This is a genomic window from Hymenobacter setariae, from assembly GCF_007713685.1.
Taxonomy (GTDB): domain Bacteria; phylum Bacteroidota; class Bacteroidia; order Cytophagales; family Hymenobacteraceae; genus Hymenobacter; species Hymenobacter setariae.
Genome location: NZ_VMRJ01000004.1, coordinates 92,066 through 115,259, shown reverse-complemented (window position 1 = coordinate 115,259; position 23,194 = coordinate 92,066). Strand labels below are relative to the sequence as shown.

Below are 23,194 nucleotides of genomic sequence, written 5' to 3'. Positions count from 1 at the left end.
TCACGCATGCTACGAGCCAAAACTCGCTGGGAAAGTGCCTTGTCACTGCGTACTGAGGTTGAGCAGGTACGGCAGCAGTTGGCATTGTCAGAAAATCAATTTCGACCACTAGGGTTGCGTGAATGGGAGGGTATTGAAGAGCGGATTTACTACACTTTTTGTAAGCTGAGCAGTCCAAAAGCACGTCCAACGTGGTTATGGGAGCATTTCAAGCTGGAAACGCAGGCATGGCATCGGCCGGGAGTATTACCTGATTTCTTATTAACACAACTTGTAGACAAGCAGGAAACTGTATGGCTGATGCTGAACAACACGGTCAATGAAAGCACGAAGTTTTGGCTTTACGAAGGTTGCGTTGAAGCCATCCAGCAAATAATAAGCGAGTGTTGTCTGCTGGATGAGATTTACCTCATATCTAAAAAAATATGAGTGGCTACTTTGTGTCGACCACCACAATGTTTTGTACGCCACGGGGGGTATTATGCCAGCTAAGCTGCGGCAACTAGAAGCTACTTTAGCCTAGGATTAGTTAATACTTCTTCACCGCACTAAATTCCCCACCTGCTCCACAAGTACCGGCACGCTCAGTCCGCCCATGATAAAAACCACGACCCAACCGGCGGCCAGCATCCAGCGGGGGTGGTGGTAGGTGCCCATGAGGCGGCGGCTGGTAGCGGCAATGAGCACCACGGCCAGCGCGATGGGCAGTATCAGGCCATTGATGGCGCCGGCAAAAACCAGCAGCTGCGTAGGCTTGCCGACGAGCACGAAAATGCTGGTGGATAGAATGATGAACACCGAGATACACACTCGCTCATAGCGCGCAAACACCGGGTGAAAGGTCTTGAAAAACGACACCGACGTGTAGGCCGCGCCCACCACCGACGAGATGGCCGCGCTCCACAAAATGACGCCGAACACCCGAAAGCCGACCTCGCCCGCCGCGGCCCGGAATACGCCCGCCGCGGGGTTGTCCTTGTCGAGCGTGGCGCCGTGGGTGAGCACCCCCACGATGGCCAAAAACAGCACAAACCGCATGATGGTCGAAATGACGATGCCGCTCACGGCGCTGCGGTTGACTTCTGCCACGCTGCCGGGGCCTTTGATGCCCGCATCGAGCAGCCGGTGCGCCCCCGAAAACGTGATGTAGCCGCCCACCGTGCCACCCACTATCGTGACGATGGCCGCCGCGCTGAGCTTGGCCGGCAGCAGCGTGTGGTGCAGCGCCTCGCCCAGCGGCGGGTGCGCGCTGATGGCAATACCTAGGGTCAGCAAAATTTTGACGGTGCCCAAAATCTTGGTGAAGCCGTCGAGCATCTGGCCCACCTCGCGCACCCAAAACAGCACCAGCGCCACTACGCAGCTGATAACCGCGCCCTGCTCAAACGACAGGCCCGTGAGCACGTTCAGCCCCAGGCCGCAGCCCGCGATGTTGCCAATGTTGAAGGCAAAGCCACCTAGGATGACCAGCGTCGCCAGCGCGTAGCCGAGACCCGGCAGTAGCTTGTTGGCCAGGTCCTGTGCCCGCAACTCGCTCACCGTGAGAATACGCCAGGTATTGAGCTGCGCGCCCACATCGAGCACCACCGACACCAGAATGACGAACCCGAAGCTGGTGAGCAGCTGCTGGGTAAAAACGGTCGTCTGGGTCAGAAAGCCCGGCCCGATAGACGAGTTAGCCATCAAAAATGCCGCCCCTAGGCTGGCTCCTCCGAACCACCTTACTTTGAGGGGCCTCATTTGGCGGCGGCCGGGCGGGCCAGTTTTACCCCCGCTTCGCGCAGAGCTTGGCTGAGCTGCTGCGCGAACTCTAGGGCGTGGGCGCCATCGCCGTGCAGGCAGATAGTGTCGGCTTTGATGGCGATTTCTTGGCCCTGCTGCGTGCGTACCCAACCGCCCTGTACCATGCGCAAGACCTGCGCAATGGCTGCGTCGGCGCTGGTAATGAGGGCGTCGGGCTGGCGGCGGGGAGTGAGCGTGCCGTTGGCCTGGTAGGTGCGGTCGGCAAATACTTCGTGAGCAGTGCGCAGGCCGATTTTCTCGCCGGCCTTAGTCAATTCGGAGCCGGCCAAGCCGTAGAGCACCAACTCGGGCTGCACCTTGTACACGGCCTCGGCAATGGCTTGGGCCAGCGCGGCATTGGTGGCGGCCATGTTGTAGAGCGCGCCGTGGGGCTTCACATGGTGCAGCACGCCGCCCTCGGCCCGGGCCACGGCCCCTAGGGCGCCGAGTTGGTACACCACCATCTCAAAGGCTTCATCGGCTGAGATATCCATATTACGCCGCCCAAAACCCGCCAAGTCGGGCAGGCCCGGATGCACGCCAATGGCTATGTTGTGTTGCAGGGCCAGGCACACGGTCTGGCGCATCACGGCCGGGTCGCCGGCGTGGAAGCCGCAGGCAATATTGGCCGACGTGAGGTAGGGCATCAGGGCGGCATCGTTGCCCAGCGTCCAGGCGCCGAAGCTTTCGCCCATGTCGCAGTTCAGGTCAACGGTAGGGGATGGGGTCATACAGTAATCCTTTTATAGCTGTCATTTGTACGCAGGGAAGCATCTCGCGTGGTACAGTAATGCGGTTTGTTGGCAATAGCAAGCAAGATGATTTCCTGCGGTTAGCATGACTCTAAACAGAAGCCGATAAGCTATCTAATTTCCATTCGATAGCCTGCCGCAACTCTTGCAGCCGCCGTTCTTGCGCAAGGTACAGCGCCTGCGCCTCGGCTAGCGACACTTCTTGAAAGCGTAGCGCCTGCCCCGGCGCGGCCTGCGCCAGCGCCCCAAAATCGGCGGTGATAACCTGGGCTAGGCGAGGATATCCGCCGGTGGTTTGGGCGTCGGCTAAGAGCACGATGGGCTGGCCACCCGGCGGCACCTGCATCGTGCCAAAGGTGACGGCGCTCGACAATAATTCGGGGGCCGTGTCGCGTGTCAGCGCCGGGCCTTGCAGGCGGTAGCCCATGCGGTCAGCGGCGGGGGTTATAACGAACGGCTCATGCCAGAAGGCGCGCTGGCTGGCTTCGGTAAACTGCTCATATTCGGGCCCGCGCACTGCCCGAATAACCGGCTGTGCATGCGGCGTTGGGCATAGTGCCGGGCTGGCCAGCCAGCGGGCAGCAACCCAAGGCGCGGACCAGCTGGCCGGTGCAAGTAGCTGCCATAGTTGCTGGGCAACCGGCGAAAACGTGCCTACTGGCAGCTCGTCGCCGGCCCGCAGGGCGCGGCCGTGCCAGCCCCCTAGGCCAGCGCGCAGGTAGGTAGCGCGGCTGCCCAGCACCTGCGGCACAGCCAGGCCGCCCGCCACAGCCAAGTAGGCGCGGCAGCCCGCTCGCGCCGCGCCAAACGCCAGCACTGTGCCCGCCCACACGGCCACCGGCCGGTGCAGCGGCGCGGGCTGGCCATCTAGGGTGGGCGAGAGGTCGGCTCCGGTGAGGGCAATGAGGGAGTCGGTTTCGAAGCGAATAATAGGGCCAAGAAGCGTGATTTCGAGGCCAGCGGCATTTTGGGGGTTGCCTACTAGCAGGTTGGCTACGCGTAGGGCCACAGCATCAAGCGCGCCGCTCAGTACCACGCCTAGGTGCTGGTAGCCAAGCCGGCCAAGGTCTTGCACCGTTGTGAGTAGGCCGGGGCGAACGACGCTAAGGCTCATGCGACAGGCAGTGAAATTCGGTTTCGCTGATGGGCACGAAGCGCAGGTGCTGCCCGGCGCGCAGCAGTGTGGGCGGGTTGGCCGCGGGGTCAAATAAGCGCAAGGGCGTGCGCCCGATGAGCTGCCAGCCGCCCGGCGTGGGCAGTGAGTAAATGCCTGTTTGCGCGCCCGCAATGCCGACCGCGCCAGCTGGCACTAGCGTGCGAGGCTCAGCCCGGCGCGGGGTAGCGAGGCGCGCGTCCAGCCTCCCTAGGTAGGGGAAGCCAGGTGCGAAGCCTAGCATATACACTAAGTACTCCGGGGCCGAATGACGGGCAATGACCTCGGCCGGCATGAGCCCGGTATATTGGGCCACGGCCGCTAAATCGGGCCCTAGGTCGCCGCCGTAGCACACGGGAATCTCGACGGTGTGGTAGATAACTATCGGGGCAGGGGGTGCCGACAATAGCCGCTGTTGCAAAACCGCACACACCCGCTCGTAGGGTAGGTAGTGGCCCTGCTCGCTCACCAGCCAGGGGTCGTAGTACACTGTGAGGGTTGTAAAGGCGGGCACGCATTCGCGCAGTCCAGCAAAGGGCTGCTGCCCTAGGTAGTCATTAAGCGACTGAATAGCCAAGTGCGTAGCCAAGCTGATGCTCTCGCCAAACTGCACAACCACGGCCGCATCGCCCAGCGGGAAGAACTGCGGCGAAGGTTGAAATGCGGTGGTAATGCTAGTTTCGGGAGCAGACATCGAAGGCCGTTTTATGGTGGGGCGAGCCTATTGCACGTCTAGCAGTTCGACCTCGAAGCGCAGCACGGCATTGGGCGGAATGTCGGAACCCGCGCCATCAGGGCCGTAGCCAAGCGCCGAGGGCAGCAGTAAGACGCCTTTTTCACCCTTGTGCATCAAAGCGATACCTTGGTCCCAGCCCGAAATAACCTTGCCCTCGCCCAGCACGAAGCTGAAGGGTTCATTGCCATGCTTGGCCGACGCATCGAAGACGGTGCCGTCGAGCAATTCGCCAGTGTATAGTACTGATACCGTTTTGCCGGCAACCGCGGACGTACCGGTAGGCGCGGCCTTGGTAGGCACGTAGTACAGGCCTGAGGGCTGCCGTTGGGCGGTCGTTATCTTATTATCTGCTAGATACTTTTGGATGAGCGCCTCATCGGCTTTGGTGTAGTCTACGTTGGCGGCCACGGTGTTCTCACTATTGCCGCAGGCAGTTAAAAACAGGCTGGGCGTGGTCAGCAGCAAGACGAAGGCTAGCCGCGTGGCCAGGATAGAAAAACGGAAGGGCATAAGTGTTTTTTGGTAAAAGTAGCGGCCGGCCCAGTTCGTAATGAGGCGAGCTCTAACCCGCCGAACTAATTCAGTTGACAAGTCAACAAAAAGTCCCCTAGGTAGCGCTGTGGCGCAAGTGCGTACTCAAGGCAGTACTAGTGCTAGCAAGGTAGCAGTTATGAAGGCGGCTGGCCCTACCCCCGAAGATGCGGCAGTACTACTACATAAAAGAACGCTCCTTGTACCAACGTAAGCAGTAAGGTCACGCCCCAAAACGCCGGCTTCCGATTCTTGTGGTGTAGTAGCAGAATGGCTGCCCAGGCACCGACCGCTGCGCCCGGTAACGTAGCCAGGTGCAAAGTTTTTTCAGAAATGCGCCGCTGCCCTCGCTGTGCTTTGCGTTTGTCTATAGTAAACAATAGAAAGCATAAGGTGTTGAAAGATAAAAGAATGAACAATGCTATTTGCGGCATATATAAGGTAAGGCCTTAAGTCTTATTTTGATTTCGGTCCTGCGGAAGCTTGCCAATGCATTTTGACCGCTTCACTTAGGCCTACGGAAGAAGCTGGAGAGGAGCCAGCAAGCTCAATAGTACGGACAGTGAAGAGGATATTTTATGCAAATCCCAGACACGTTTTAGGTCGAAGGTGCCAAGTTTAGTCGACTATTTGATTTGCCGCACTATTGTGTCGTCAGTAATCTTGTTGTCGTCCATCAGAAGGAGGGCTTTGCTGAGGATGATGGACAGTACGGCATCGCCCTCGAAGGGTAGGAATACATCAGCCGTACCCGTGTTTTTGGCCGAGCGGTCGGGCACGATGCAGAGGTACTGGTCGTTGGGCTCCATTAGGATGTTGCCGCTGCCTAGGTGGATTTTGTAGGTGCGCAGCTTGCCACGCACAACCAGAAACCGGTCGGTTAGCTCGCTCACCTTGCCGATTTTGAGACGAGGCACCAGGCGCTCCAAGGCCAGCTTGCGGTTTTTGGCAACTTCACCCAGTTCGCCAAAGCTATAGTGCTGCCAGTAGTCGCGGTACTGCACTAGGCCGCCGTTGTCGCGCCAGAGCGGGTCGTTGCCCACGCTAGCCACGCCCACAAACAGGTCCACGTCGCGCGTCACTTCGGAGAAGGTCAGCGCCGGGATTTCGGTCAGCGGCACCACTTCTTCGCCGCGCAGAAAGCGTACCTGGTCGGTGCTGATGTAGAGGTAGATGCCGGTGTCGTTCCAGGCATCGTCGGCGTTTACCTCGCTCACCCAAAACTCGGCGCGTAGCTGCTGGGTAGGCAGCGCTAGTGTGGCCTTGTCCGACTCGTAGCCCTTGTCGTAGGCACCTAGGAGGCTGTATTTCCAGCCCCGTAGCTTGGCCAGGGAGTTGAATTGGTGCTGCTTGAGCACGTGCGCGGCCATGCGGTTGGAGTAGGTGCGGGTGTGCTCCTCGGGCGGCGTGAGCAGGTAGACCTCTCGGAAGGCCTGCTTGAGGGGCTGGCGCAGCTGGTGGCGTTCGAGCAACTCGCGCCAGGCCAGCACCTCGGCTGGAGTTGCCAGCACCGGATGCCAGAGTTGCAGCTGCGTATCGGCTGTGGGGGCAAGCACGGGCTGGCCGCGCACGTTGCGCCAGGCATCGCCTACCCACAGCGCATCCTCAAACGAGCCATTGGGCTGGTGCAGCCGCCAGATGAGCGGGCGGGCTAACAAGCTCATCAGGCCGTGGTTGAAATAGTTTTGCTCAAACCACGACCACGCAATGCGGCGCTCATCCACGAACGTGCGGTCGAGGCGGTCGCGCTGAGCAGTGTAGGTTTGCTGGGCCTGCGCCTGAGCGTTTTTCAGCTCTTTGAGCTCGTCGGCGTGGGTGGCCTTAAGAGCGGTGGGAGCGGTTTTGAGGGGCTTGTCAGCTTTGACCCACTGTACGTCTGCTTTGCCATCAGCTAGCGTGAGGGTGGCGGTGTAGTCACCTAGGGTTTCTGTTAGTTGGCCATTGGTCAGGCCAAAGTCAGGCATGGCCATATCCTCAATTTCGGCCGGACTTACTCCCAGGGCTTGCGAGGCGCTAGTGATGTAGCCGGCAATCAGCTCCTGCGTGTTGGTCTGCTTGATTTTGGGCCGCACCCGCGCCAGGGCCGACACGCCGGGCAGGCCGTTTTGCGACAGTGCCAACAGGCAGGCATTACCTAGGGCCACCGTTACCGGCCCCTGACCCGGAATCTTGCGATAGCACTTCACCGCTAATTCGGCCAAGTGGTGCCGCACCTCGTCATCGGCCAGCGGGGCTACCGTCCAGACTAAGCCCTTGGCCACTGCCACGTTGGCCTCCTGCAAGTAGAGGTAGCTGATGTAGGTGCGTGTATTGCCGTGGCCGTAATCAATAGTTTGAGAAGTTTCGACCACCGGCATAGTTGCAAGCAGGGCCAGCCACTGGGCGCTTTGCTGGCGCACGGCGGCCGGGCCTACGGCTTCGGCAGCGGCATCCAGCTCCTTGCGAAACTTGGCGGTGGGCTGGCCGCCGCTGGCTTTGGTCCATAGCTGAAGCAGCCGCAGCCAGGGTAGGGTGGCGACATCCGCATCAGGAAGGCTGGCTGCAAATGCGTTGAGTGCCTGCCCAAAAGGCTCGCTAGCCGGAAAGGTGACAACCGGCCGGCTGTCCGCATCGCCTAGGCCCAAGATAGCTTGGAGGCGATGATGCAGCTTCACGATATCGCTGGCTCGGTAGCCCGTGGCCTCACGCTCGGTGGCGGCCAAAAATTGGTGCAGATAAGTTACTAGGGGCGCGCCTAGGCCCCGTTTCTTCGCGGCCTTTTCGAGCTGGCCTAGGGTGAGGCCCACCGGAAAAACCAGCGCATCGCGGACGATAGAGAGATTGGGAGCCGCCGAGCCGCCTGTAGCGGGTGCATCAAATACCAACCCGTAGGACTGCAAAAGCTCGATAAACTCAGCCTCGCTCAACTCCAGCGTCATGCGGCTAAGTCCTTCGAGCAGCCGCAGGCAGGTGGTGCGAATGCGGCCTTCGTTGGCGCGCAAGGCTACTACGGCGGCTAGCGCCAGGCGGCCCCGGTAGGCGGCATCGGCCGCTCGGGCGGCCTGGTACACCGGCAGCTCAGTAACGGCGCTGTGCCAGTTGGCCGTAGCGCCAGCTTCCTGAATAAGCTGTTGCAGCACCGGCTGCATCTCCACACTGGCCGGGCTGGCATCGGCGGGCAGCGCAGCTAATCGAAACTTGGAGGACTTAGCCATAGAAGAAATAAGCTAACTGTTTTAAGGCAACGCCTTACACTTCAACCGCCCACCAGCGGCGTCAGCTTCACGAAGCTGGCCGTGGCGCCGGCCCCGAGCCATACTTCCTCGTCGAGGCTCTCGGCCTAGCGGTCGTTCACAAGCAGGAAAAAGCCATTGTTTTGAAAGGCTTCGAGGGCGCGGTAGGTCTGCTGCTCGGCATCAATGAGCTTGGCGGGGCGCAGGCGGTAGCCGTTGAGCACCCGCTCCGACTCGGTGGGCTGCACCAAGCCTTGAAACATGCCGGTCTGCCGGGCGTTGTAGGCTGCTACTTCGTCGTGCACGCGCCGCGCTATCAGCTCGCGCACGGTGAGCATTTCCTGGGTTATCTCTACTTCAAGGCGGCTGATAATACTGCCGCTGGCAGTTTCGTCTAGAATGGTGAGCAGGGCCATAATAATTAGTGAAAAGTAGCCAAGGTAATAGGGGAAGGCAGCAAGTTATCGAGGACCTTTTTAAGCGCGGCAGCGGCCCGCCACTCACCTAGGCGGCCCTGCACAGCGGGGGGCACTGGCCGACCCGTGCGAGCCACAAGGTCGGCGTAAAGCTCCAGCAGCTTGCGCAAGTTGCGGGGCGGGGCGGCGGGTAGCTTGGGCAGCAGCGCATCGAGGGTCTGTGCTAGGGCATCATCCGTTTCGGGCGAAACGGCCTGTGCCTGCGGCAGGAGGTCGGCGAGGCGGGCCAAGGGCGCGTATTCAGCGGCTAACAGGCGGCCGAGTAGGCTGCCCAGCACCTCGGGCCGCAGGCGACTCGTAGCACAGGCGCTGAGCAGGGCTTCTAGGGCCAGCGCCCGGCAAGTAGGCGTGTGGTGCAGAAGGCTGACCGCCAGTAGCATCGTAGTTGACTCGGCGAATACTGGCCCCTCGTCTAGCAGCGTGGGCAGCGCCGCCAGCAGAATATTGCGCTCTGTGGTTTCGAGCCGGTCGGTCCAGGCTGCCGAGCGCACCACGTGCCAGTGTAGCGAGCTTAGGTTGTGCGGCACCAGCGAGGAGAGCGACCGTATAACTGACCCCAACTGCCAGTGCGCCTGCGCCATACCCCGAAAGCGGGCGTGTAGCGAGTAAAGCAACAGGGGCGATGGGGCGCCTTGGCTGGTGTACTGGCTGGCAAAGTCTAGTTTTATGGTGCGAAGGGTGGTTTCGGGCTTGCCGGGTTGCCAGTAGGCTACGTGCTTGGTGGTTTCTACTTTCAACTCCCACGCCGCAGCCCAGAGGGCGCGCACGCCGGGGTAGTCGGCCCCCAGTAGGGTGGGCCATTCTGCAAATTCGCGCTCCGGAAACTTAGTGCGAGCGGCCACGGCCCACAGCCATGGCAAGGCCTCAGCCAGCGTGTAGCCAGCAGTATCTTCACCCGGCAGCAGGCTACGCAAGCCCGCCGCCACGCGCTGTAACACCGACTTGCGGGCCGGCGAAGTAAGACCTGGCTCGGCATCTTCTTCCGATAAAAACCAACCTAGCAACTCGCGCAGGCCCTCGTGCTGAAGCTGCGCCGCTAGGGCCGACACCTCGGGCGAACTGGCGGCGTAGGCCGTGCGAGCCAGGGCCACTGCTAGGTCGGCAGCATCGGGCAGCCGTTGCGCAGCTTGGTAACATAATAACCTTTCCATTAGCTGTATAGGGTCTATCCAGTACGGCTCGTGGGTGGGAGTACTGAGCAACGGCAGCCCGGTGCGAGCGTGCAGGTGCCGCTCGGCTGCGGCCAGGCGCTGTCGCTCTACCAGCACCAGTGGGTCCGAATTATCGTGGTCGACCTGTACGTGCACGCTCGGTACGCGCAGCGTGCGGAAGCCCTGCGCCCAACCTAGCAGCAAGGCCTGCGATAAACCCCAGTAGCCGCCGGCATGGTTGTCAGCCAGGATGGTTTCCGTCTGGGCCTCCGTTTTACCTTTCAAAAAAGGCAGCGTCTGCACCAGGTAGGGGCGCAACTGCTCCGCGTATCCTGCCGGTAGCTGCCCCTGCAGGCGCAGCAGGCCATCGAGCCAGCGCTCAAACGCGGCGGGCACATCGTAGCGCAGTACTTCGCCCGTCAAGAACAGCAGCTCGTGCCAATCGGCCACCGGTGCAATGGCCGTGTTAGCCGAAATATCTGGCACAAAATGAGTGACCGGCGCGTAGCGCACGCTGGGCCGGTCCAGAGCCGTTGGTGCTACCAGCCACGGGGCCAGTACCAGGCGGGCCGGCGCGGCCAGTAGTTCGGCTTGGTCCTGGATAGCGGCATGGGTAGCCGCTTGCGCTTCGGCCGTGAGCACTGGTTTCTTGGCTTGCAACAGACTAGCCAGGCTTTTGGCGGCGCGCTCTTGCACGGCACTGTCGGCGTGGGCCAGGGCGGCGGCCAGTACCAGCGCCACGGCGGGGGCCTGGGCGGCCTGCCGCTGGGACAACTTACCTAGGCCGCTCAGCAGGTTTTTAAGACCCGTTTTAAGGTCGGGTCGCGTGACGATGTTATCGGCGTAAAGTAGCAAGGGAGCCAGGTTGAAACCCGGCTCCAGCCACACATTTTTGAGCTGCTCAATCGCAAAATTGACGACCAACGGATGCGAATGTGCCAGCAGCTCCACTAGGTCGGCTTGCCGCGCCAAGCGCTCGGCTAGCGTTGGATTTAGGCTCAGAAACAGCTCTTTAAACCACGCTAGCAGCGGGCGGCGGAAATCGCGGCGCAAAGCCAGCAGGCAGCGCGTGAGCAGGTCGGCCCGGTCGAGGTGGCCCGACTCGGCCAAGTGCCGCAGCACCTGCTGCCAGGTCACGATTTGGGCTGGGTTCTGCGCATTCCACTCCGGCCAACTGAAATTTGGCAGCAGGTTGTGCCAGTTGGAAGGCCGTTGTTTTTGCACATGCGCCCGCGCCCCATCTACGCCCGTAACGAAGTCGAAGAGCAGCGGTAAGTCCCTTTCCAGCAGCGTTGTGTCCTGGCGCAGGCGCTCGGCAATCACTGCCAGCGCGTTGCTGGGCTGCACATCCTGGCTGTTGAATTCCTGCCCTAGGTCGCTCAGTAGCCCCGGCACCGCCAGCGCAAACAGCCGGGGCTGAAACTCGATAAAGCCACGCTGCTCCAGCTCGCGCAGCAGCGCGTATTCAATTGTTACCCAGGCGTTGGCTTCGGAGCGTAGTAGCAGCCAGTCGGTTAGCCAGGCGGGGCGGGCGCACTCTAGCACCTGCCAAAAAGCGGCCGCATTGTCTCGAACGCTGTTGCGCAAGCCCCAGATAAAGAATTGGTTGCTCATCGCCTCCTTGCGCGAGTACGTGCGCAGGCTCGCCAAAAACAGCATTCGGCTCTGCTCCGGCGTCACGGCGCTGCCCCAAGCGTTCGGCCTGATTTCGACAATGCGGTCTAGCTCGCGTTGTAGCTCCTTAGTCTTCTGCCGAATAGGCACAATGTCTTCCTTTGTAAGCTGTAGCAAGAAGGGCACCAGCGCGGCCAGCCCATGCTGGCGAATCAGCCGCTCAAAAATCTCCACCTTCGTCATGGCACTATCTGTGAAAGGGTTGCGTAACTTATTGTATCTAGGCCGCTTGCTTTGCTTCAAAGCGTAGCTGGGCCGCGAGCACGTGCTTGCACACGCCGCGCTCCCCTTGGTGGCTGCTGTACCATTGGCAGGTGCAGCGTGGTGGCTCGGCGCCACCCACCAGCACGGTGTGCCACACGCCGGTGCCGCGCACGCGGGCCTCGGTGCGGCCGCCGCTACCTAGGCTCATCAGCTGCACGTCGTCGGCCGTGTCGAGCAGGGTGCGGGCGCTTTTAAGGCGTGGGTTGAGGCGCAGGATGCGGTCGGTTTTGAAGGGAAGGCGGCGGTAGAAATATTGGTTGGTGCTCAGGTCGAAGCCTAGCAGCCCCATGGCCGAGAGGCTGGCGCACAGCCGCTCCACAGTGGCCGGCGCGAGGTCGTGCTCCAGGCCGAAGAGGGTCGGGTTAAACACTTCATTGCCCCGAAACAGGTTGTTGGCACCCGCCAGCCACTCGGCCGGTAGCTCGTCGAGCATGGCACCCAGCTGCGTGCCCTCGCCTGAAAACCCGCGGTTGACGCCAGCCGACAGCGCTAGCAAAAACTCGTGCCCGCCGCCTAGGTCCAGTACAATGGCCGAGGCTTGGTCATCGGGCGTAGCGTACACGCGGGCGCCCTGGCTCAGGGGCAGCAGGCCATCGAGCAGGCGCAGCCGGTGCGCGCCGCCCACCAGTACCGAGCTTGGTCCGCCCATGGGCGCAAAAACCACCCTAGGGCCCCGCAGCAGCATATACATATCGGTTTTGATGGTGCCGGCGGGCAGGGCGTGCAGCAGCTGGGCGGCCTGGGTACGGGTGAGGCGCAGCTTTTCATCCATCTGGGCCAGGTAGCCCTGCGCGGCGGTCAGGCCCTTCACCCAGCGCTCGGGCAGGGTCACTTTGCGCTCCGTTACGTGGCCGGCGGCGCGCTCTAGGATCACTTCTTGCTGGCCCACGCTCAGGCGCACCGGCTCGGTGCGGCCGATGCGGCTGAGGGCGTTTACCATCGGCTCGTTGAAATCGACGTTGGTAGTGCCGCTCTGCACAAATTCACCGTCGAGGGCGGTGGGCCCTAGGTCGAGGCGGGCGTACACGCCATTGCACGACGAAAACGCCTCGAAGCGCAACTGCCCAGCGCCGGCTGTCACGATGGGGTCGCGCAACACCGCCGCTTGGGACACAAAGCGCGAGGCTACGACCTTGGCTAACGTGGTTAGTCCACGGGCGGTTAGCCAAGAATCACGCAGTTGGCCCCTGAAAAAGCAGGCTGCACCGCTTATATGGGCATTTTCGGCGTAGGCAGCGAGTTGAAGCGCTTGGCCTTCGGCCCCAGTAGTCAGGGCCGAAGGTTGGGCATAGGCAAAAGTTGTTTCCGACATAGCTCAGAAAGGTTGGATAGGCGGAGAAGCAGTCGTTTCTCTGCTGCAAAGGTGCATTACGGAGCTTATACTTTTACTAACAAAATTAGTTTTGCTAAAAATAAAGTTTGCTTCCTTGTTAAGCTATTGAAATTAGTAATGGGCAAAAGGAAGTAGTCCATTCCTTAGAAGGGAGCGCTTAAAAAAAACATTGTCCTGCGGAGTTGGCTGAAGAATCTCTATCGCTCCAGCTAAGGGTGCGGTAGAAATACTTCGGCCAACTCCGCAGGACAATGTCTTTGCGTGTCGTCTAGTTAAGAAATAAGCTTGGCGAGTAAATCAGGTAAGCCATGTAGCCTCACTAGTGCTCCTGCACGCGCCTAGGCAACGTATTTATTCGCGGACTGAAAGTCCGCGCTACACTAGAGCTGCTACACGCGTTCGGGCACCGCGTCGGGCGCGGCGGCTAGCTTGCTGCCACGTTTTTTATAGACACCTAGGATGAGCAGCGGCAGCAGCGTCAGTTCGGCCACCACCCCAAAAAGCAGCGTGAGCCCAATGAGCAGCCCCACGTAGAACGTGCCGTCAAACGATGAGAAGAGCAGCGTGCAGAAACCGCCCACCAATATCAGCGACGTGACGATAACCGCCTTGCCCGCCAGCAGGTAGGTGCGGCGCACGGCCTTAAATATGTTGGGCTCATGCCCTAGGGTGAGGCGCAGCTTGCTGATAAAGTGTATGGTATCATCGACCGCGATGCCAAAGGCGATGGTAAAGATGATGCTCGTGCTCACCTTCATATTCACGCCGGCTAGGCCCATCACGCCCGCTACTACCAGGATGGGCAGTAGGTTGGGAACGAGCACCACTAGCGTCATGCGTACCGAGCGGAATAGTAGCAGTACGATAAGCGTGACCATCGCGATATCGATGGCCATACCCTGTATCATGTTCAGGGTCAGGTTCTCATTGTTCTTATCAATGAGATTGGACGAGCCCGTGAGGCGGGTGCGCAGCACCGTGGTATCAAGCTGGGTACGCAGGTAGTGGCGCAGGTTGCGGTTCAGCTCATCGGCCCGGACGCTACCCACATCGGCCATACGGCCGGTGAGGCGCCCGGCCGAGCCATCGGGCAGAGCCAGAGCCCGAAACTCAGGCTTTTTACGTAATAGCATAAGCTTGGCCACCAGCGGTTTAAGCTCGGTCGAGTCGGCGGGCAAGCGGTATTCGGCGAGCTCGCCGCCGTGCAAGGCCTTACGCGTGGCCTTCACTAGCGTGGCCGGCGACGCCTGAAATTGAAGGCCGTAGGTGTGCCCTAAGTAGCCCTCAATCTGCTCAATCTCTCGTAGCACAGCGGGGTCGTAAATCGTGCGGTTGCCCACCGGCTTTAGCTCTAGCTCAAAGGGCCGCACGCCCGCAAAGTGCGTATCAAAAAACGCGAAATCCTGCCGCACGGGGTCGTTCTTCGACAAGTCATCGAGCAGCGAGGAGTTGATGCGGACCCGCGTGCTCAGCCCAATGCTGGCCGCCAGCACCAGCGCACTCACCACGTATATCAGGCGCCGCTGCCGCAGCACTCCGCTGAAGAGGCGGCCAAGCACGCCGTCCCAGTCGTGGCCGTGCTTGCGCGGCTCGCGCAGGGCAGGCTTGTTGAGCAGCACCAGCATGGCTGGCAGCAGCGTAAAGCTGAGCACAAACGCCAGCAGCACCGCGATGCCCGTAAACAGCCCAAAGTTGTGAATGGGCCGGATGGTGCTGGTCATCAGCGTAAAAAAACCAATGCTGGTAGTGAGCGCCGACAACCCCGAGCCGAAGCCCGATTCCTTAATCGTAATGCGGAGCGCGTCTTTCTTGCCCGCGCCATAGCCTAGCTCGCTCACGTAGCGGCTGATAATATGAATGGTATCGGACATGCCCACCACAAACAGCATTAGTGGCAGCAAGGCCGTCATCAGGTCGATGCTGATGCCACAGGCGCCCATTACCCCTAGGCCCCACAAAATGGCCCCTAGGACTACCACCAGCGGCAGTAGCACGCCCCACCACGTGCGGAACGTGAGCCAGAGCAGCCCCGTCACAAGCAGCACCGAGAGGCTCATAAACACCACCAGTTCCCATTGTAGCCGGTCCACAAACACCGACTGCGCCACCAGTCGCCCCGCAAAGTGCGCCCGCTCTGCGGGCAGCCCGGCCCGCGCCAGGCCTTGGCGCAGCGAGGCCAGCAGCGAGTCGCCGGGCGGCTTCTCTAGGTCAGGCGTGAGCTGAAACACCAGCGCCACGGCCCGCGCATCGCGGCTAAAGACGTTGCCCACCAGCCCCGGCGTCCGAAAAATCAGCGTCGAGTCCTGGGCCCGGCTGGCTGGCACATCGGGGTGCAGGTAGGGTAGGTTATAAAAGCCAAAGCCCTCGACCACCGGGTTGGTGAGGGTAGTGGGGGAGGTGACGCTGAGCACGTGCGGCAGCCCCCGCGCCTCCCGCGTGAGGCTATCAACCTGGGCCAGAAACCGCGGCGCAAATACCGTTTGGCCAGCCGGCGCTTCGAGGCCTAGCAGCAGGTAGTCGTTGTCGTTGCCGAAGCGCTGGGTGTAGCCCTGGTAATAGTCGAGGTCAGGGTCGCCGGCCGGGTAGAAGTCGTTGAAATTGTAGTTGAAACGCAGCTGACTGGCGTAGTAGCCGGCCAGCCCCGTGAGCAGGGCTAGCACCAGCAGCGTGAGGTGCGCAAGGCGACGAAGGGGCATAAATACAGGTGGCGCGGACGCTGCAAGTCCGCGAAAGCGAAGAACAGTAACTCAAGCCGATAGCGGCTGCTTGCCGAAGCGTAGCAGTAACGCGCAGCCCGAGTAGTGGATATGCAAAAAAGCGCGTACTTTAGAAGTAACAAATAGCTTCAACTGTTCATCTTTAGCTTTCGTTTCCATGAAAAAGTCATTGCTCGCCCTTGCCCTGGTGGTTTCGACCGCTACTGCTTTTGCCAACGACGGTACCAAGCCTGCCGCTAAAAGTAAAAAAGACAACTGCACCGGCGCCGCTGCCGCCAAGTGTGAAAAAGGCATGACCGCTAGTGCTAGCATGGCTGGTATGCCCGCCTGCTGCCGCGCCAAAATGGCGGCTATGAAGGCTGCTACTCCAGCCACGGCTTCGGCTAAGTCAGCTACGAAGTCCTTATAAATACAGGATAAATACCAAAAAGAAAGGCCATCCTTAAAGGGTGGCCTTTCTTTTTGGTATATGGGTACTTATCTATTAGTTTATTCTAAAAACTATAGTACATTTCGCTATTCTTTTACACTCTCACTATCAGCCTATGGAGCTTATTGACTAACTTGCTAATCTAGCCTCGCGTGCTCAAAAGCAGCTTTCGCATATCCAAACGGAAGAAGCTACTAAGGCGGCGCTCGTAATGCCTTTCATCAATGCTCTTGGCTACAATGTATTCGACCCAACAGAGGTTGTGCCTGAATTCATTTGCGATATCGGTACTAAAAAAGGCGAGAAGATAGACTATGCCATTATGCGCGATGGCAAACCTATCATTCTGTTTGAGTGCAAACACGTTGGCAGCGACTTAAATATCAATCACGCTAGCCAATTATTTCGTTACTTCCACGTAACGGAAGCTCGAATCGCCATCCTGACCAATGGTATTCATTACAAGCTTTTTACCGACCTAGAGCAACCGAATAAAATGGATGAACGTCCATTTATGGAGTTTGACCTGTTTAATTTTCAAGAAAACGACGTCTCAGAGATAAAGAAGTTAAATAAGCTGGATTTCAAAATGGAGGACATGCTTTTTGCTGCCTACAATTTGAAGTACATGCGCGCTTTCAAAAAGTATTTTGAAGAGCAATTCAACCAGCCTTCTGCTGACTTTATACACTTCATCTCAAAACAGATTTATGATGGCACGCTCACGCCTAAGCTAAAGGAGCAGTTTAGCGTGCTGGTGCATCGCTCGTTTCATCAGTTTCTGAACGATAAGATTACCATGCGTCTCCGGTCGGCCATGCTGGACACAACTAGTAGCGTTTTGTCTCAAGAAATTCCCGCTGCTCCTGTTTCAGAAGCTGTACCTACAGCTCCGCTACCCGAGACAAGCGATAAGGAGATTGAAACAACTGTTGAAGAAACGGAGGGCTTCATGATTGTGCGAGCTATCCTACGAAAGTCAGTAGCAGTGAGCCGGGTAGTAATGCGTGACGTGCAATCCTATTGCGGCATTTTGCTAGATGACAACAACCGCAAGCCAATCTGCCGCCTGCATTTTAATGGCAGCAAAAAATTCGTGACTGTATTCGATGTGGAAGGTGGCGAGCGAGTAGATATTACATCGTTAGATAATCTCTATGAACTGGCTTCCCGAATCCGAACCGCAGTGCAGCGGTATGAAACAAAAGGGCAGGAAGTGCCTGTATCATAAGGCAGTTTAAGACTCTGTCCCTAGAAGCCACTCCTATATGGAGTGGCTTTTTTGTAGTTTTGAATCTGGCTGCTCTGTTTTGTGATAAAATAGGTTGCCGTTATTATGCGCCAATACCACGACCTCCTCCGTCAGATTCTCGAACAAGGCAACCAGAAAACCGACCGCACTGGTACTGGTACGCTGTCCATTTTTGGACCTCAGATGCGGTTCGACCTAGCCGAGGGTTTTCCGCTCGTTACCACCAAGAAGGTGCATCTCAAGAGCATCATTCACGAGTTGCTTTGGTTCTTGCAGGGCAGCACTAACATCGCCTATCTCAAAGAGCACGGTGTAAAAATCTGGGACGAGTGGGCCGACGAAAACGGTGACCTAGGGCCCGTGTACGGCTACCAGTGGCGCAGCTGGCCCGATGGCCACGGCGGCCACATCGACCAAATTTCGCAGATTATTCAGCAGCTCAAAACCCAGCCCGACTCTCGCCGCATGGTGGTGAGCGCCTGGAACGTGGCCGACCTGCCCAGCATGAAGCTGCCCGCCTGTCATGCCCTGTTTCAGTTTTATGTAGCCGATGGCCGGCTCTCGTGTCAGCTCTACCAGCGCTCGGCCGACGTATTCTTGGGTGTGCCTTTCAACATCGCCAGCTACGCCTTGCTCACCCTCATGGTGGCGCAAGTGACAGGCTTGCAGCCCGGCGAGTTTATCTGGACCGGCGGCGACACCCACCTCTACAGCAACCACCTCGAGCAAGCGCGCTTGCAATTGGAACGCGCGCCCCGCTCGCTGCCCACAATGCACCTAAATCCTGACGTGCAGGATATTTTTGGTTTTCGATATGAAGATTTTAAGCTGGAGGATTACGACCCCTGGCCAGCTATTAAAGCGCCAGTTGCGGTGTAGAAAAAGGGAGATTTTCTAAAAATGAGAGCAGGTTTTCTCAAAAAAGTACTTTTTCATGTAGACCTAACTACCGGATATTCGTATCTGTAGTGAGTTTGGCATCGGGATTGTCTTTTTTATCAGGGAGAACTAGTCTACTTCTATTTTGGGTATTTCGCTGCTTTCCACGTTGCATCGGGCGCTTATCACGCTTACCGCATTGCACTTGGGCCAAGGGCCCAGAAAAGTTGTTTTGGCCAAAAACCAAGTGACTGAAGCTGACTTGCGTGAGTACTATGAGCAGTGGCAACGCTTACAAGTAGTGCACCAAGCCAAACAAGCTCGCTACGAGCCTAAGCCTGCCACTGGCCTAGGGCCCATAGAAGCCACAATTTCCACTCACACCTAGGTGCTTCAGCCCTGCAGGCCGTACCACCGTATAAGGGCCAGCATGAGGCAATCGCTACGAGTTTTTTTGATGGGTTTAGGGGGCAGCTGGTTACTGGCCGCCGCTCCTGCCTGCGCCCAGACTGGCGAAGGCGTTTATGCCGCGCCCGGGCATCTGATTACATTTCCGCACCGGCAGCCCCCGCCGCCCCCAAAAGTTGATGCGGTTGTATCGCCAATTTTGCCACGCTTCTGGCACGATGAAGCTAACGGCCGAGAACGAGCTAGTAAATTTTATCGTTTTATGAGCCAGTATCTTAAATACCCGGAGCCGGCTGTGAAAGCTGGTGTAGTGGGTCGCATCTACGTGCGGCTGACGGTGGGCCCTAACGGTAAAGTAAATGCCGCGCAGGTGGTGCGCCGCCAAGTAGCTTCGCTGCTAGCAACGCCGCCAACTTCAACCGAGGTGGCAGCCGCAACCACCTCGCTCGAGGCCGAAACCCTCCGCATTTTCTGGGCAGCTAAGTTTCAGGTAGCCAAAATAAAAGCCGACACAGTCACCGTATCGGCCAGCTACCAGATGGAGTAGCCGCTAGCCCCGCAGGCTAGCCAATAGCGCTGGGCTCGGCTCGGCGAAAATGACGTGGCCCACTTGCTGCACGGCTCGCACCGCAGCGACGTTAGCCGTGAAAACGGCATCCGCTGCTAGTAAGTCGCTTGGCAAAAACAATCCTTCCTGGCAATGGATACCTAGGGCGGCCGCTCGCCGTAGGATATCGGCCCGGCGCACCCCGGCTACGCAGCCGCTAGCCAAGGCGGGGGTATATAAGGTGCTGTCCTTGAGCCAAAAAATGGCTGCTGCGCCTGCCTCGGCTACCTGCCCAGCGCTGTTGCATAAAAGAATTTCATCGAGCCCGCGCTGCTGCCGCTCGTGGGCGGCGCGTACATAAAGCCACGCCTGTGGACCCTTGCAAAAGCTGAGCGGCGAGTAAATAGACTGCGTTTCGTGGGCAAAATGGGCTTTAGAGATGGGCGAGTCGTCGGGCACGAATGGCTCGGCGGTGGCCAGCCACTCGGCCGTGTCGGTGGGTGGGGTGTAGCGCCCGCCGCCGCTACGCCATAGCTGCACGCGCAGGCGGGCGGCAGGTAGGTGGTTGGCTGCGGCCAAGCGGCCTAGGGTCGTAGTTAAGGCTTCTGCACTGGCAAGCGGTGCGGGCAGCGTAAGGTAGAGCGCCGCTGCTGCCTGCTGCATACGGGCGGCGTGGTCGGCAGCTAGGCACAGTTGCGCACCGCGAAAAACTAGCGTTTCAAAAAAACCATCACTGAAAGCCAAGCCACGGTTAGGTAGGGGCAAGCTGGCAGTAGATACTAAGTTGTTATTAAATAATAGCATAAATGATTAGCGACGAGCTACGCGGTAAGGCACCGTGACTCTAAACGTAGAATCACGGACATTAGAACTGACTCGGATGGTGCCTGACCAGGTGGCGGGGCCGGGGCGGGCGGGGGCGTGGAAACGCACCAGCCCCGTGCCAGCTGGCGTGAGGGGGATGGGCCTCCCATTGCAGGTCATCTGCATGCTTAGCTCATTAGCCGAAAAATAGTTTGCTACCCCTAATCGAGCGCGATAAGTGCTACCGGGGGCGACTACGTTAGATTCGGCGGTGGCAATTGCTAGTGGCTGTGTTAGCCAGCGCCGCGCGCCTACTTTGTTGCTTATGTGTTGCAGTGCGTACGTGTGGCGGGCCAAAAGCTCACTTTCTAGTCGGGTAAGGTCAGCTAGGGCCTCTATCACTGGAGTATCTGGCTCAAGGGCCGGCAAGAGCAGTGGTGCTGTCTTGGCTTCAAGCAAACCGAGTCGTCGCAGCGTATCGGTGTAGGCAGCCAACTGCCGCGCTAGCGCCTGCCGCTGTGGTGCGTCGTGACTCAGCCCCGCGCCGATGGGGGCACCTAGGTGCTGCAAAGGCTGCGCTTCTGTATTGCCAGTGGCGCGATGCAAGCGGTCGCCGGTGTTCCGTAGCGCCTCTATTAGTTGCTTAGCGCGGGTTTGCAGTGCTTGGGCACGGTGCACGAGTGCCATATCAGCCGGTCGGTTACGGTCTTTGGCAGCCGCTTCCTCCATATATCTTATGGCATCATCGGCAATGCGGCTAGCCAAGTTATTCTCAGCAGTGAGCACTGTTGTCAGCTGCTCTAGTTGCTGATACAGTTGGTTTTGCTGGGCATAGTGGCGTAATGCGGCCCAACTGACTACACCTATTAACAACACCAAAAGAAAAAGGCGGCGCATTAGCGTTGGCGAGGCTTAACGATGAGATAAGGCACAGTGATTTCCAGCGTAGTGTCGCCGGCCGCCCACGGCAGCTGTGCGCGACCGTGCCATTCGGCCCGCACAGTATCGGGCTGGCCGGGGCGAGCGGCGGGCACGTCGAAATGCACCAGTGCCTGACCAGTACCGGGGTCAATAGGTATTTCCTGGCCGTTGGCGCTGAAGTGCATGCGCCTAGTCGAAGCAGCTTGCAGCAGCATAAGCTGGGCTTGGTAAACTGCGCCCGGAGCTACTGTTGTAGCTAGCGGTATTGCCGCCGCCCCGATTCTGTCGAAGCAAAAGCAGCACTTAGAGCCCACTTTCTCAGCCTGGATTTGTAGGGCTCGTGCTTCTAGCTGCCGCGTCTGTGTTTCGAGTTTGGTTAGCACGGCTAATGCAACGGGCGCCGGGGCGGTCGTACCATCAAAGCCACTTAGCCAGCCGGCAGTAGAGGCCAATTGCGTGGACTCACTAGGAACGAAATCCCTGATAAAAAGCGCATACTGACCTAGCTGTGCAGGAAGTTGCTGTAGTTCTGGGCGCTGACCAGCTTGCCAAGATTGTCGCAATTGGTGTATCGTATCAATCAGGGCCTTTGTTCGACCCTGAATTTCCTTGGCCTGCTGAAGCACCGCCACATCGGCGGCTTGGTTGTAATTTTTATCAACAATAGTAGCTAGGCTGGCCAACGTGTTCTTAGTGGCTAGTGCCCGCTGTTTGTTGCTGGCTATCAAGCGGGTTTCCAGCGCTGTGACGCGGGCTAGAGTAGCCGTTTGTTGCGCCTGCGCCTGGTAGTAAGCGAAGCCTGCCGCTACAAGGAAAGTGGTAACCAGCAGCCCAGCGAGAAATCGTTTAGATTGGCTCATACAGGAGGTGCAAGACGTCAGTAAGCCTTACTAGGTATGCTATTTTAGACAAAAAGGCCCAAAGGTAAATAATGTCCACAAAGTCCGACCATTCCGACCAGCCTGCTTGAATCTGTGGTCTAGACAAGCACGAATTTCTTGCCTGGCAGTGCCCGCACCACGCTCCGGAATTCCAGCCCTAGCAGTAGTGAGGCCACTAGGTGAATAGGAAGTTGCGCCTTCCAGGCCAAGTCGTCCATTTGGGCTTCCTTGCTAGCCATCAGCACCGAAATGAGCGCAAACTCGTCGGCGGTGAAGTCGGCAGCCGAGTAGGAGGGAGGCAACTGAAACTTGCCGGGCAGGTGCAGTGCGGCGTCCCAGTTCAGGAGCTGCTCTAGGTCCTTGGGCTCTTGGTAAAGCGCAGCCTTGTGGCTCTTGATGAGAGCGTTGCAGCCTTCCGAAGATGGGGCACCTAAGGGGCCGGGCACGGCTAGTACGTCGCGGTCGTAACTCAGGGCTAGCTCGGCGGTGATGAGGGCGCCGCCCTTGGCCGCCGCTTCGACCACCACCGTGCCATCGGCAAGGCCCGCAATAATGCGATTGCGCTGCGGAAAATTGTAACGGTCGGGCTGTGTGCCGAAGGGAAATTCGGTAAGCAAACCGCCCGTTTCACGCATTTTCTCGGCCGTTTTGCGGTGCGCGGCGGGGTAGATGATATCGAGCCCAGTAGCCATTACGCCCACTGTTAGCAGCCCTTCCTGCAAGGCGGCGCGGTGCGCCATGATATCGATGCCGTAGGCCAGGCCGCTGATAATGAGGGGCTGGTGCGGCAGCACGCCCTTAAGCAGGCGCTCGGTTTGCTCGCGGCCGTACTCGGTGGCCTGGCGGGTGCCTACCAGGGCCAGCGTTTTGGGCGCATTTAGGTCGGCTGGGCCCTGGTAGTAGAGCAGTACCGGCGCGTCGGGAATAAGCTTGAGGCGCGAAGGATACCGCTTACTGGTGTAAAACAGAATTTCTACACCCTCTTTTTCGGCCTTGCGCAAGCTGGCTTCGGCCTGCGCCAGCGCCTTGCCCCGCTCGGGTCCGGTCAGGATTTTGATGGTAGCGTCGCCCACTCCCGGAATGCGCCGCAGCTTGCCGGGTGGCAGGTTAAACACATTTTTGGCCGACGAGCCATAGCTCATTAGCTGCCGCGTGAGCTGCGGGCCAATGCCGGGAAGGAGGGTGAGGGCGAGTTCGTGGTAGAGGTCGTCGGTAGGCATGTAGCGCGAAGCTTTATGCTTCGTGCCCGAGCGCAGCTAGTTCTGCGGTCGAGATGATGTAAAGTTAACTA

The 23,194-nt window shown here is 58.9% G+C and carries 22 protein-coding genes; 7 read left to right on the top strand and 15 right to left on the bottom strand.

Going from position 1 to position 23,194, the window contains the following annotated elements:
- Positions 1-6 precede the first annotated feature (6 nt).
- Positions 7-429, top strand: a complete 423-nt coding sequence (locus FNT36_RS15370; protein WP_144849506.1) for a DUF6756 family protein — start codon at positions 7-9, stop codon at positions 427-429.
- A complete protein-coding gene (locus FNT36_RS25995) occupies positions 398-523 on the top strand; it encodes a DUF6756 family protein (RefSeq protein ID WP_394348944.1) in 126 nt (41 codons plus the stop codon). Before FNT36_RS15370 ends, FNT36_RS25995 begins: the two co-directional genes overlap by 32 nt.
- A 17-nt stretch (positions 524-540) precedes the next feature.
- On the opposite strand, the gene FNT36_RS15365 is transcribed toward FNT36_RS25995, so the two are convergent.
- From FNT36_RS15365 to FNT36_RS15315, 11 genes are all read right to left on the bottom strand, one after another.
- The gene (locus tag FNT36_RS15365) at positions 541-1,683 is read right to left on the bottom strand and encodes an NRAMP family divalent metal transporter (RefSeq protein ID WP_233635959.1); all 1,143 of its coding nucleotides are present in this window, start codon (positions 1,681-1,683) and stop codon (positions 541-543) included.
- Positions 1,684-1,736: 53 nt separating this feature from the next.
- Positions 1,737-2,513 carry a LamB/YcsF family protein gene (locus tag FNT36_RS15360; RefSeq protein WP_144849502.1) on the bottom strand — a complete coding sequence of 259 codons (777 nt, stop codon included), beginning with the start codon at positions 2,511-2,513 and terminating at the stop codon, positions 1,737-1,739.
- Between the two features lie 112 nt (positions 2,514-2,625).
- Positions 2,626-3,648, bottom strand: a complete 1,023-nt coding sequence (locus FNT36_RS15355; protein WP_144849500.1) for a 5-oxoprolinase subunit C family protein — start codon at positions 3,646-3,648, stop codon at positions 2,626-2,628.
- Positions 3,638-4,381 carry a 5-oxoprolinase subunit PxpB gene (gene pxpB / locus FNT36_RS15350; RefSeq protein ID WP_144849498.1) on the bottom strand — a complete coding sequence of 248 codons (744 nt, stop codon included), beginning with the start codon at positions 4,379-4,381 and terminating at the stop codon, positions 3,638-3,640. The genes FNT36_RS15355 and pxpB overlap by 11 nt, the downstream gene beginning before the upstream one ends.
- A 27-nt stretch (positions 4,382-4,408) precedes the next feature.
- On the bottom strand, positions 4,409-4,933 hold the full coding sequence (locus tag FNT36_RS15345; RefSeq protein WP_144849496.1) for an FKBP-type peptidyl-prolyl cis-trans isomerase: 525 nt from the start codon (positions 4,931-4,933) through the stop codon (positions 4,409-4,411).
- 176 nt (positions 4,934-5,109) lie between these two features.
- Positions 5,110-5,388, bottom strand: coding sequence for a DUF1294 domain-containing protein (locus tag FNT36_RS25990; RefSeq protein WP_144849494.1), 279 nt, complete (start codon positions 5,386-5,388; stop codon positions 5,110-5,112).
- A gap of 192 nt (positions 5,389-5,580) precedes the next feature.
- Positions 5,581-8,148, bottom strand: a complete 2,568-nt coding sequence (locus FNT36_RS15335; RefSeq protein WP_144849492.1) for a DUF4132 domain-containing protein — start codon at positions 8,146-8,148, stop codon at positions 5,581-5,583.
- A 125-nt stretch (positions 8,149-8,273) separates the two neighbouring features.
- A complete protein-coding gene (locus tag FNT36_RS15330; RefSeq protein ID WP_233635958.1) occupies positions 8,274-8,582 on the bottom strand; it encodes a hypothetical protein in 309 nt (102 codons plus the stop codon).
- A gap of 5 nt (positions 8,583-8,587) precedes the next feature.
- A complete protein-coding gene (locus FNT36_RS15325; protein ID WP_144849490.1) occupies positions 8,588-11,650 on the bottom strand; it encodes a DUF6493 family protein in 3,063 nt (1,020 codons plus the stop codon).
- A gap of 37 nt (positions 11,651-11,687) precedes the next feature.
- Complete coding sequence (locus FNT36_RS15320) at positions 11,688-13,043, bottom strand: SWIM zinc finger family protein (protein ID WP_144849488.1); 1,356 nt, start codon at positions 13,041-13,043, stop codon at positions 11,688-11,690.
- Between the two features lie 410 nt (positions 13,044-13,453).
- Positions 13,454-15,760: an efflux RND transporter permease subunit gene (locus FNT36_RS15315; RefSeq protein WP_144849486.1), complete on the bottom strand. Its 2,307-nt coding sequence runs from the start codon at positions 15,758-15,760 to the stop codon at positions 13,454-13,456.
- 178 nt (positions 15,761-15,938) lie between these two features.
- Here FNT36_RS15315 and FNT36_RS15310 point away from each other — a divergent pair, with 178 nt between their 5' ends.
- The 5 genes from FNT36_RS15310 to FNT36_RS25550 all read left to right on the top strand — a co-directional run bounded on the left by FNT36_RS15310 (position 15,939) and on the right by FNT36_RS25550 (position 19,297).
- Positions 15,939-16,190 carry a hypothetical protein gene (locus FNT36_RS15310; RefSeq protein ID WP_144849484.1) on the top strand — a complete coding sequence of 84 codons (252 nt, stop codon included), beginning with the start codon at positions 15,939-15,941 and terminating at the stop codon, positions 16,188-16,190.
- 196 nt (positions 16,191-16,386) lie between these two features.
- Positions 16,387-17,442 (top strand): type I restriction endonuclease, encoded by a 1,056-nt coding sequence (locus tag FNT36_RS15305; protein WP_262712180.1) that lies wholly within the window; start codon positions 16,387-16,389, stop codon positions 17,440-17,442.
- 105 nt (positions 17,443-17,547) lie between these two features.
- Complete coding sequence (locus FNT36_RS15300; RefSeq protein WP_144849482.1) at positions 17,548-18,342, top strand: thymidylate synthase; 795 nt, start codon at positions 17,548-17,550, stop codon at positions 18,340-18,342.
- Between the two features lie 232 nt (positions 18,343-18,574).
- Positions 18,575-18,730, top strand: a complete 156-nt coding sequence (locus FNT36_RS25555) for a hypothetical protein (RefSeq protein WP_233635956.1) — start codon at positions 18,575-18,577, stop codon at positions 18,728-18,730.
- A gap of 282 nt (positions 18,731-19,012) precedes the next feature.
- Positions 19,013-19,297 carry an energy transducer TonB gene (locus FNT36_RS25550; protein WP_233635955.1) on the top strand — a complete coding sequence of 95 codons (285 nt, stop codon included), beginning with the start codon at positions 19,013-19,015 and terminating at the stop codon, positions 19,295-19,297.
- A 3-nt stretch (positions 19,298-19,300) separates the two neighbouring features.
- Here FNT36_RS25550 and FNT36_RS15290 read toward each other — a convergent pair whose 3' ends face one another.
- The 4 genes from FNT36_RS15290 to dprA all read right to left on the bottom strand — a co-directional run bounded on the left by FNT36_RS15290 (position 19,301) and on the right by dprA (position 23,123).
- Entirely contained in the window at positions 19,301-20,101 is an 801-nt protein-coding gene (locus FNT36_RS15290) for an aminotransferase class IV (protein ID WP_144849478.1), read from the bottom strand.
- A gap of 6 nt (positions 20,102-20,107) precedes the next feature.
- The gene (locus FNT36_RS15285) at positions 20,108-20,977 is read right to left on the bottom strand and encodes a hypothetical protein (protein ID WP_394348949.1); all 870 of its coding nucleotides are present in this window, start codon (positions 20,975-20,977) and stop codon (positions 20,108-20,110) included.
- 20 nt (positions 20,978-20,997) lie between these two features.
- Positions 20,998-21,882, bottom strand: a complete 885-nt coding sequence (locus FNT36_RS15280; protein ID WP_144849474.1) for a hypothetical protein — start codon at positions 21,880-21,882, stop codon at positions 20,998-21,000.
- Positions 21,883-22,001: 119 nt separating this feature from the next.
- Positions 22,002-23,123, bottom strand: a complete 1,122-nt coding sequence (gene dprA / locus FNT36_RS15275) for a DNA-processing protein DprA (RefSeq protein WP_144849472.1) — start codon at positions 23,121-23,123, stop codon at positions 22,002-22,004.
- Positions 23,124-23,194 lie beyond the last annotated feature (71 nt).

Bases quoted from the DNA above. Each gene is read 5' to 3' on its own strand.
- dprA (WP_144849472.1), bottom strand. From the start codon at position 23,123: ATGCCTACCGACGACCTCTACCACGAACTCGCCCTCACCCTCCTTCCC.
- FNT36_RS15360 (WP_144849502.1), bottom strand. From the start codon at position 2,513: ATGACCCCATCCCCTACCGTTGACCTGAACTGCGACATGGGCGAAAGC.
- FNT36_RS15280 (WP_144849474.1), bottom strand. From the start codon at position 21,882: ATGAGCCAATCTAAACGATTTCTCGCTGGGCTGCTGGTTACCACTTTC.
- FNT36_RS25995 (WP_394348944.1), top strand. From the start codon at position 398: ATGAGATTTACCTCATATCTAAAAAAATATGAGTGGCTACTTTGTGTC.
- FNT36_RS15320 (WP_144849488.1), bottom strand. From the start codon at position 13,043: ATGTCGGAAACAACTTTTGCCTATGCCCAACCTTCGGCCCTGACTACT.
- FNT36_RS25550 (WP_233635955.1), top strand. From the start codon at position 19,013: ATGAGCCAGTATCTTAAATACCCGGAGCCGGCTGTGAAAGCTGGTGTA.
- FNT36_RS15335 (WP_144849492.1), bottom strand. From the start codon at position 8,148: ATGGCTAAGTCCTCCAAGTTTCGATTAGCTGCGCTGCCCGCCGATGCC.
- FNT36_RS15315 (WP_144849486.1), bottom strand. From the start codon at position 15,760: ATGCCCCTTCGTCGCCTTGCGCACCTCACGCTGCTGGTGCTAGCCCTG.
- FNT36_RS15345 (WP_144849496.1), bottom strand. From the start codon at position 4,933: ATGCCCTTCCGTTTTTCTATCCTGGCCACGCGGCTAGCCTTCGTCTTG.
- FNT36_RS15365 (WP_233635959.1), bottom strand. From the start codon at position 1,683: ATGGCTAACTCGTCTATCGGGCCGGGCTTTCTGACCCAGACGACCGTT.
- FNT36_RS25990 (WP_144849494.1), bottom strand. From the start codon at position 5,388: ATGCCGCAAATAGCATTGTTCATTCTTTTATCTTTCAACACCTTATGC.
- FNT36_RS15330 (WP_233635958.1), bottom strand. From the start codon at position 8,582: ATGGCCCTGCTCACCATTCTAGACGAAACTGCCAGCGGCAGTATTATC.
- FNT36_RS15370 (WP_144849506.1), top strand. From the start codon at position 7: ATGCTACGAGCCAAAACTCGCTGGGAAAGTGCCTTGTCACTGCGTACT.
- FNT36_RS15300 (WP_144849482.1), top strand. From the start codon at position 17,548: ATGCGCCAATACCACGACCTCCTCCGTCAGATTCTCGAACAAGGCAAC.
- FNT36_RS15290 (WP_144849478.1), bottom strand. From the start codon at position 20,101: ATGCTATTATTTAATAACAACTTAGTATCTACTGCCAGCTTGCCCCTA.
- FNT36_RS15325 (WP_144849490.1), bottom strand. From the start codon at position 11,650: ATGACGAAGGTGGAGATTTTTGAGCGGCTGATTCGCCAGCATGGGCTG.
- FNT36_RS15355 (WP_144849500.1), bottom strand. From the start codon at position 3,648: ATGAGCCTTAGCGTCGTTCGCCCCGGCCTACTCACAACGGTGCAAGAC.
- FNT36_RS15310 (WP_144849484.1), top strand. From the start codon at position 15,939: ATGAAAAAGTCATTGCTCGCCCTTGCCCTGGTGGTTTCGACCGCTACT.
- pxpB (WP_144849498.1), bottom strand. From the start codon at position 4,381: ATGTCTGCTCCCGAAACTAGCATTACCACCGCATTTCAACCTTCGCCG.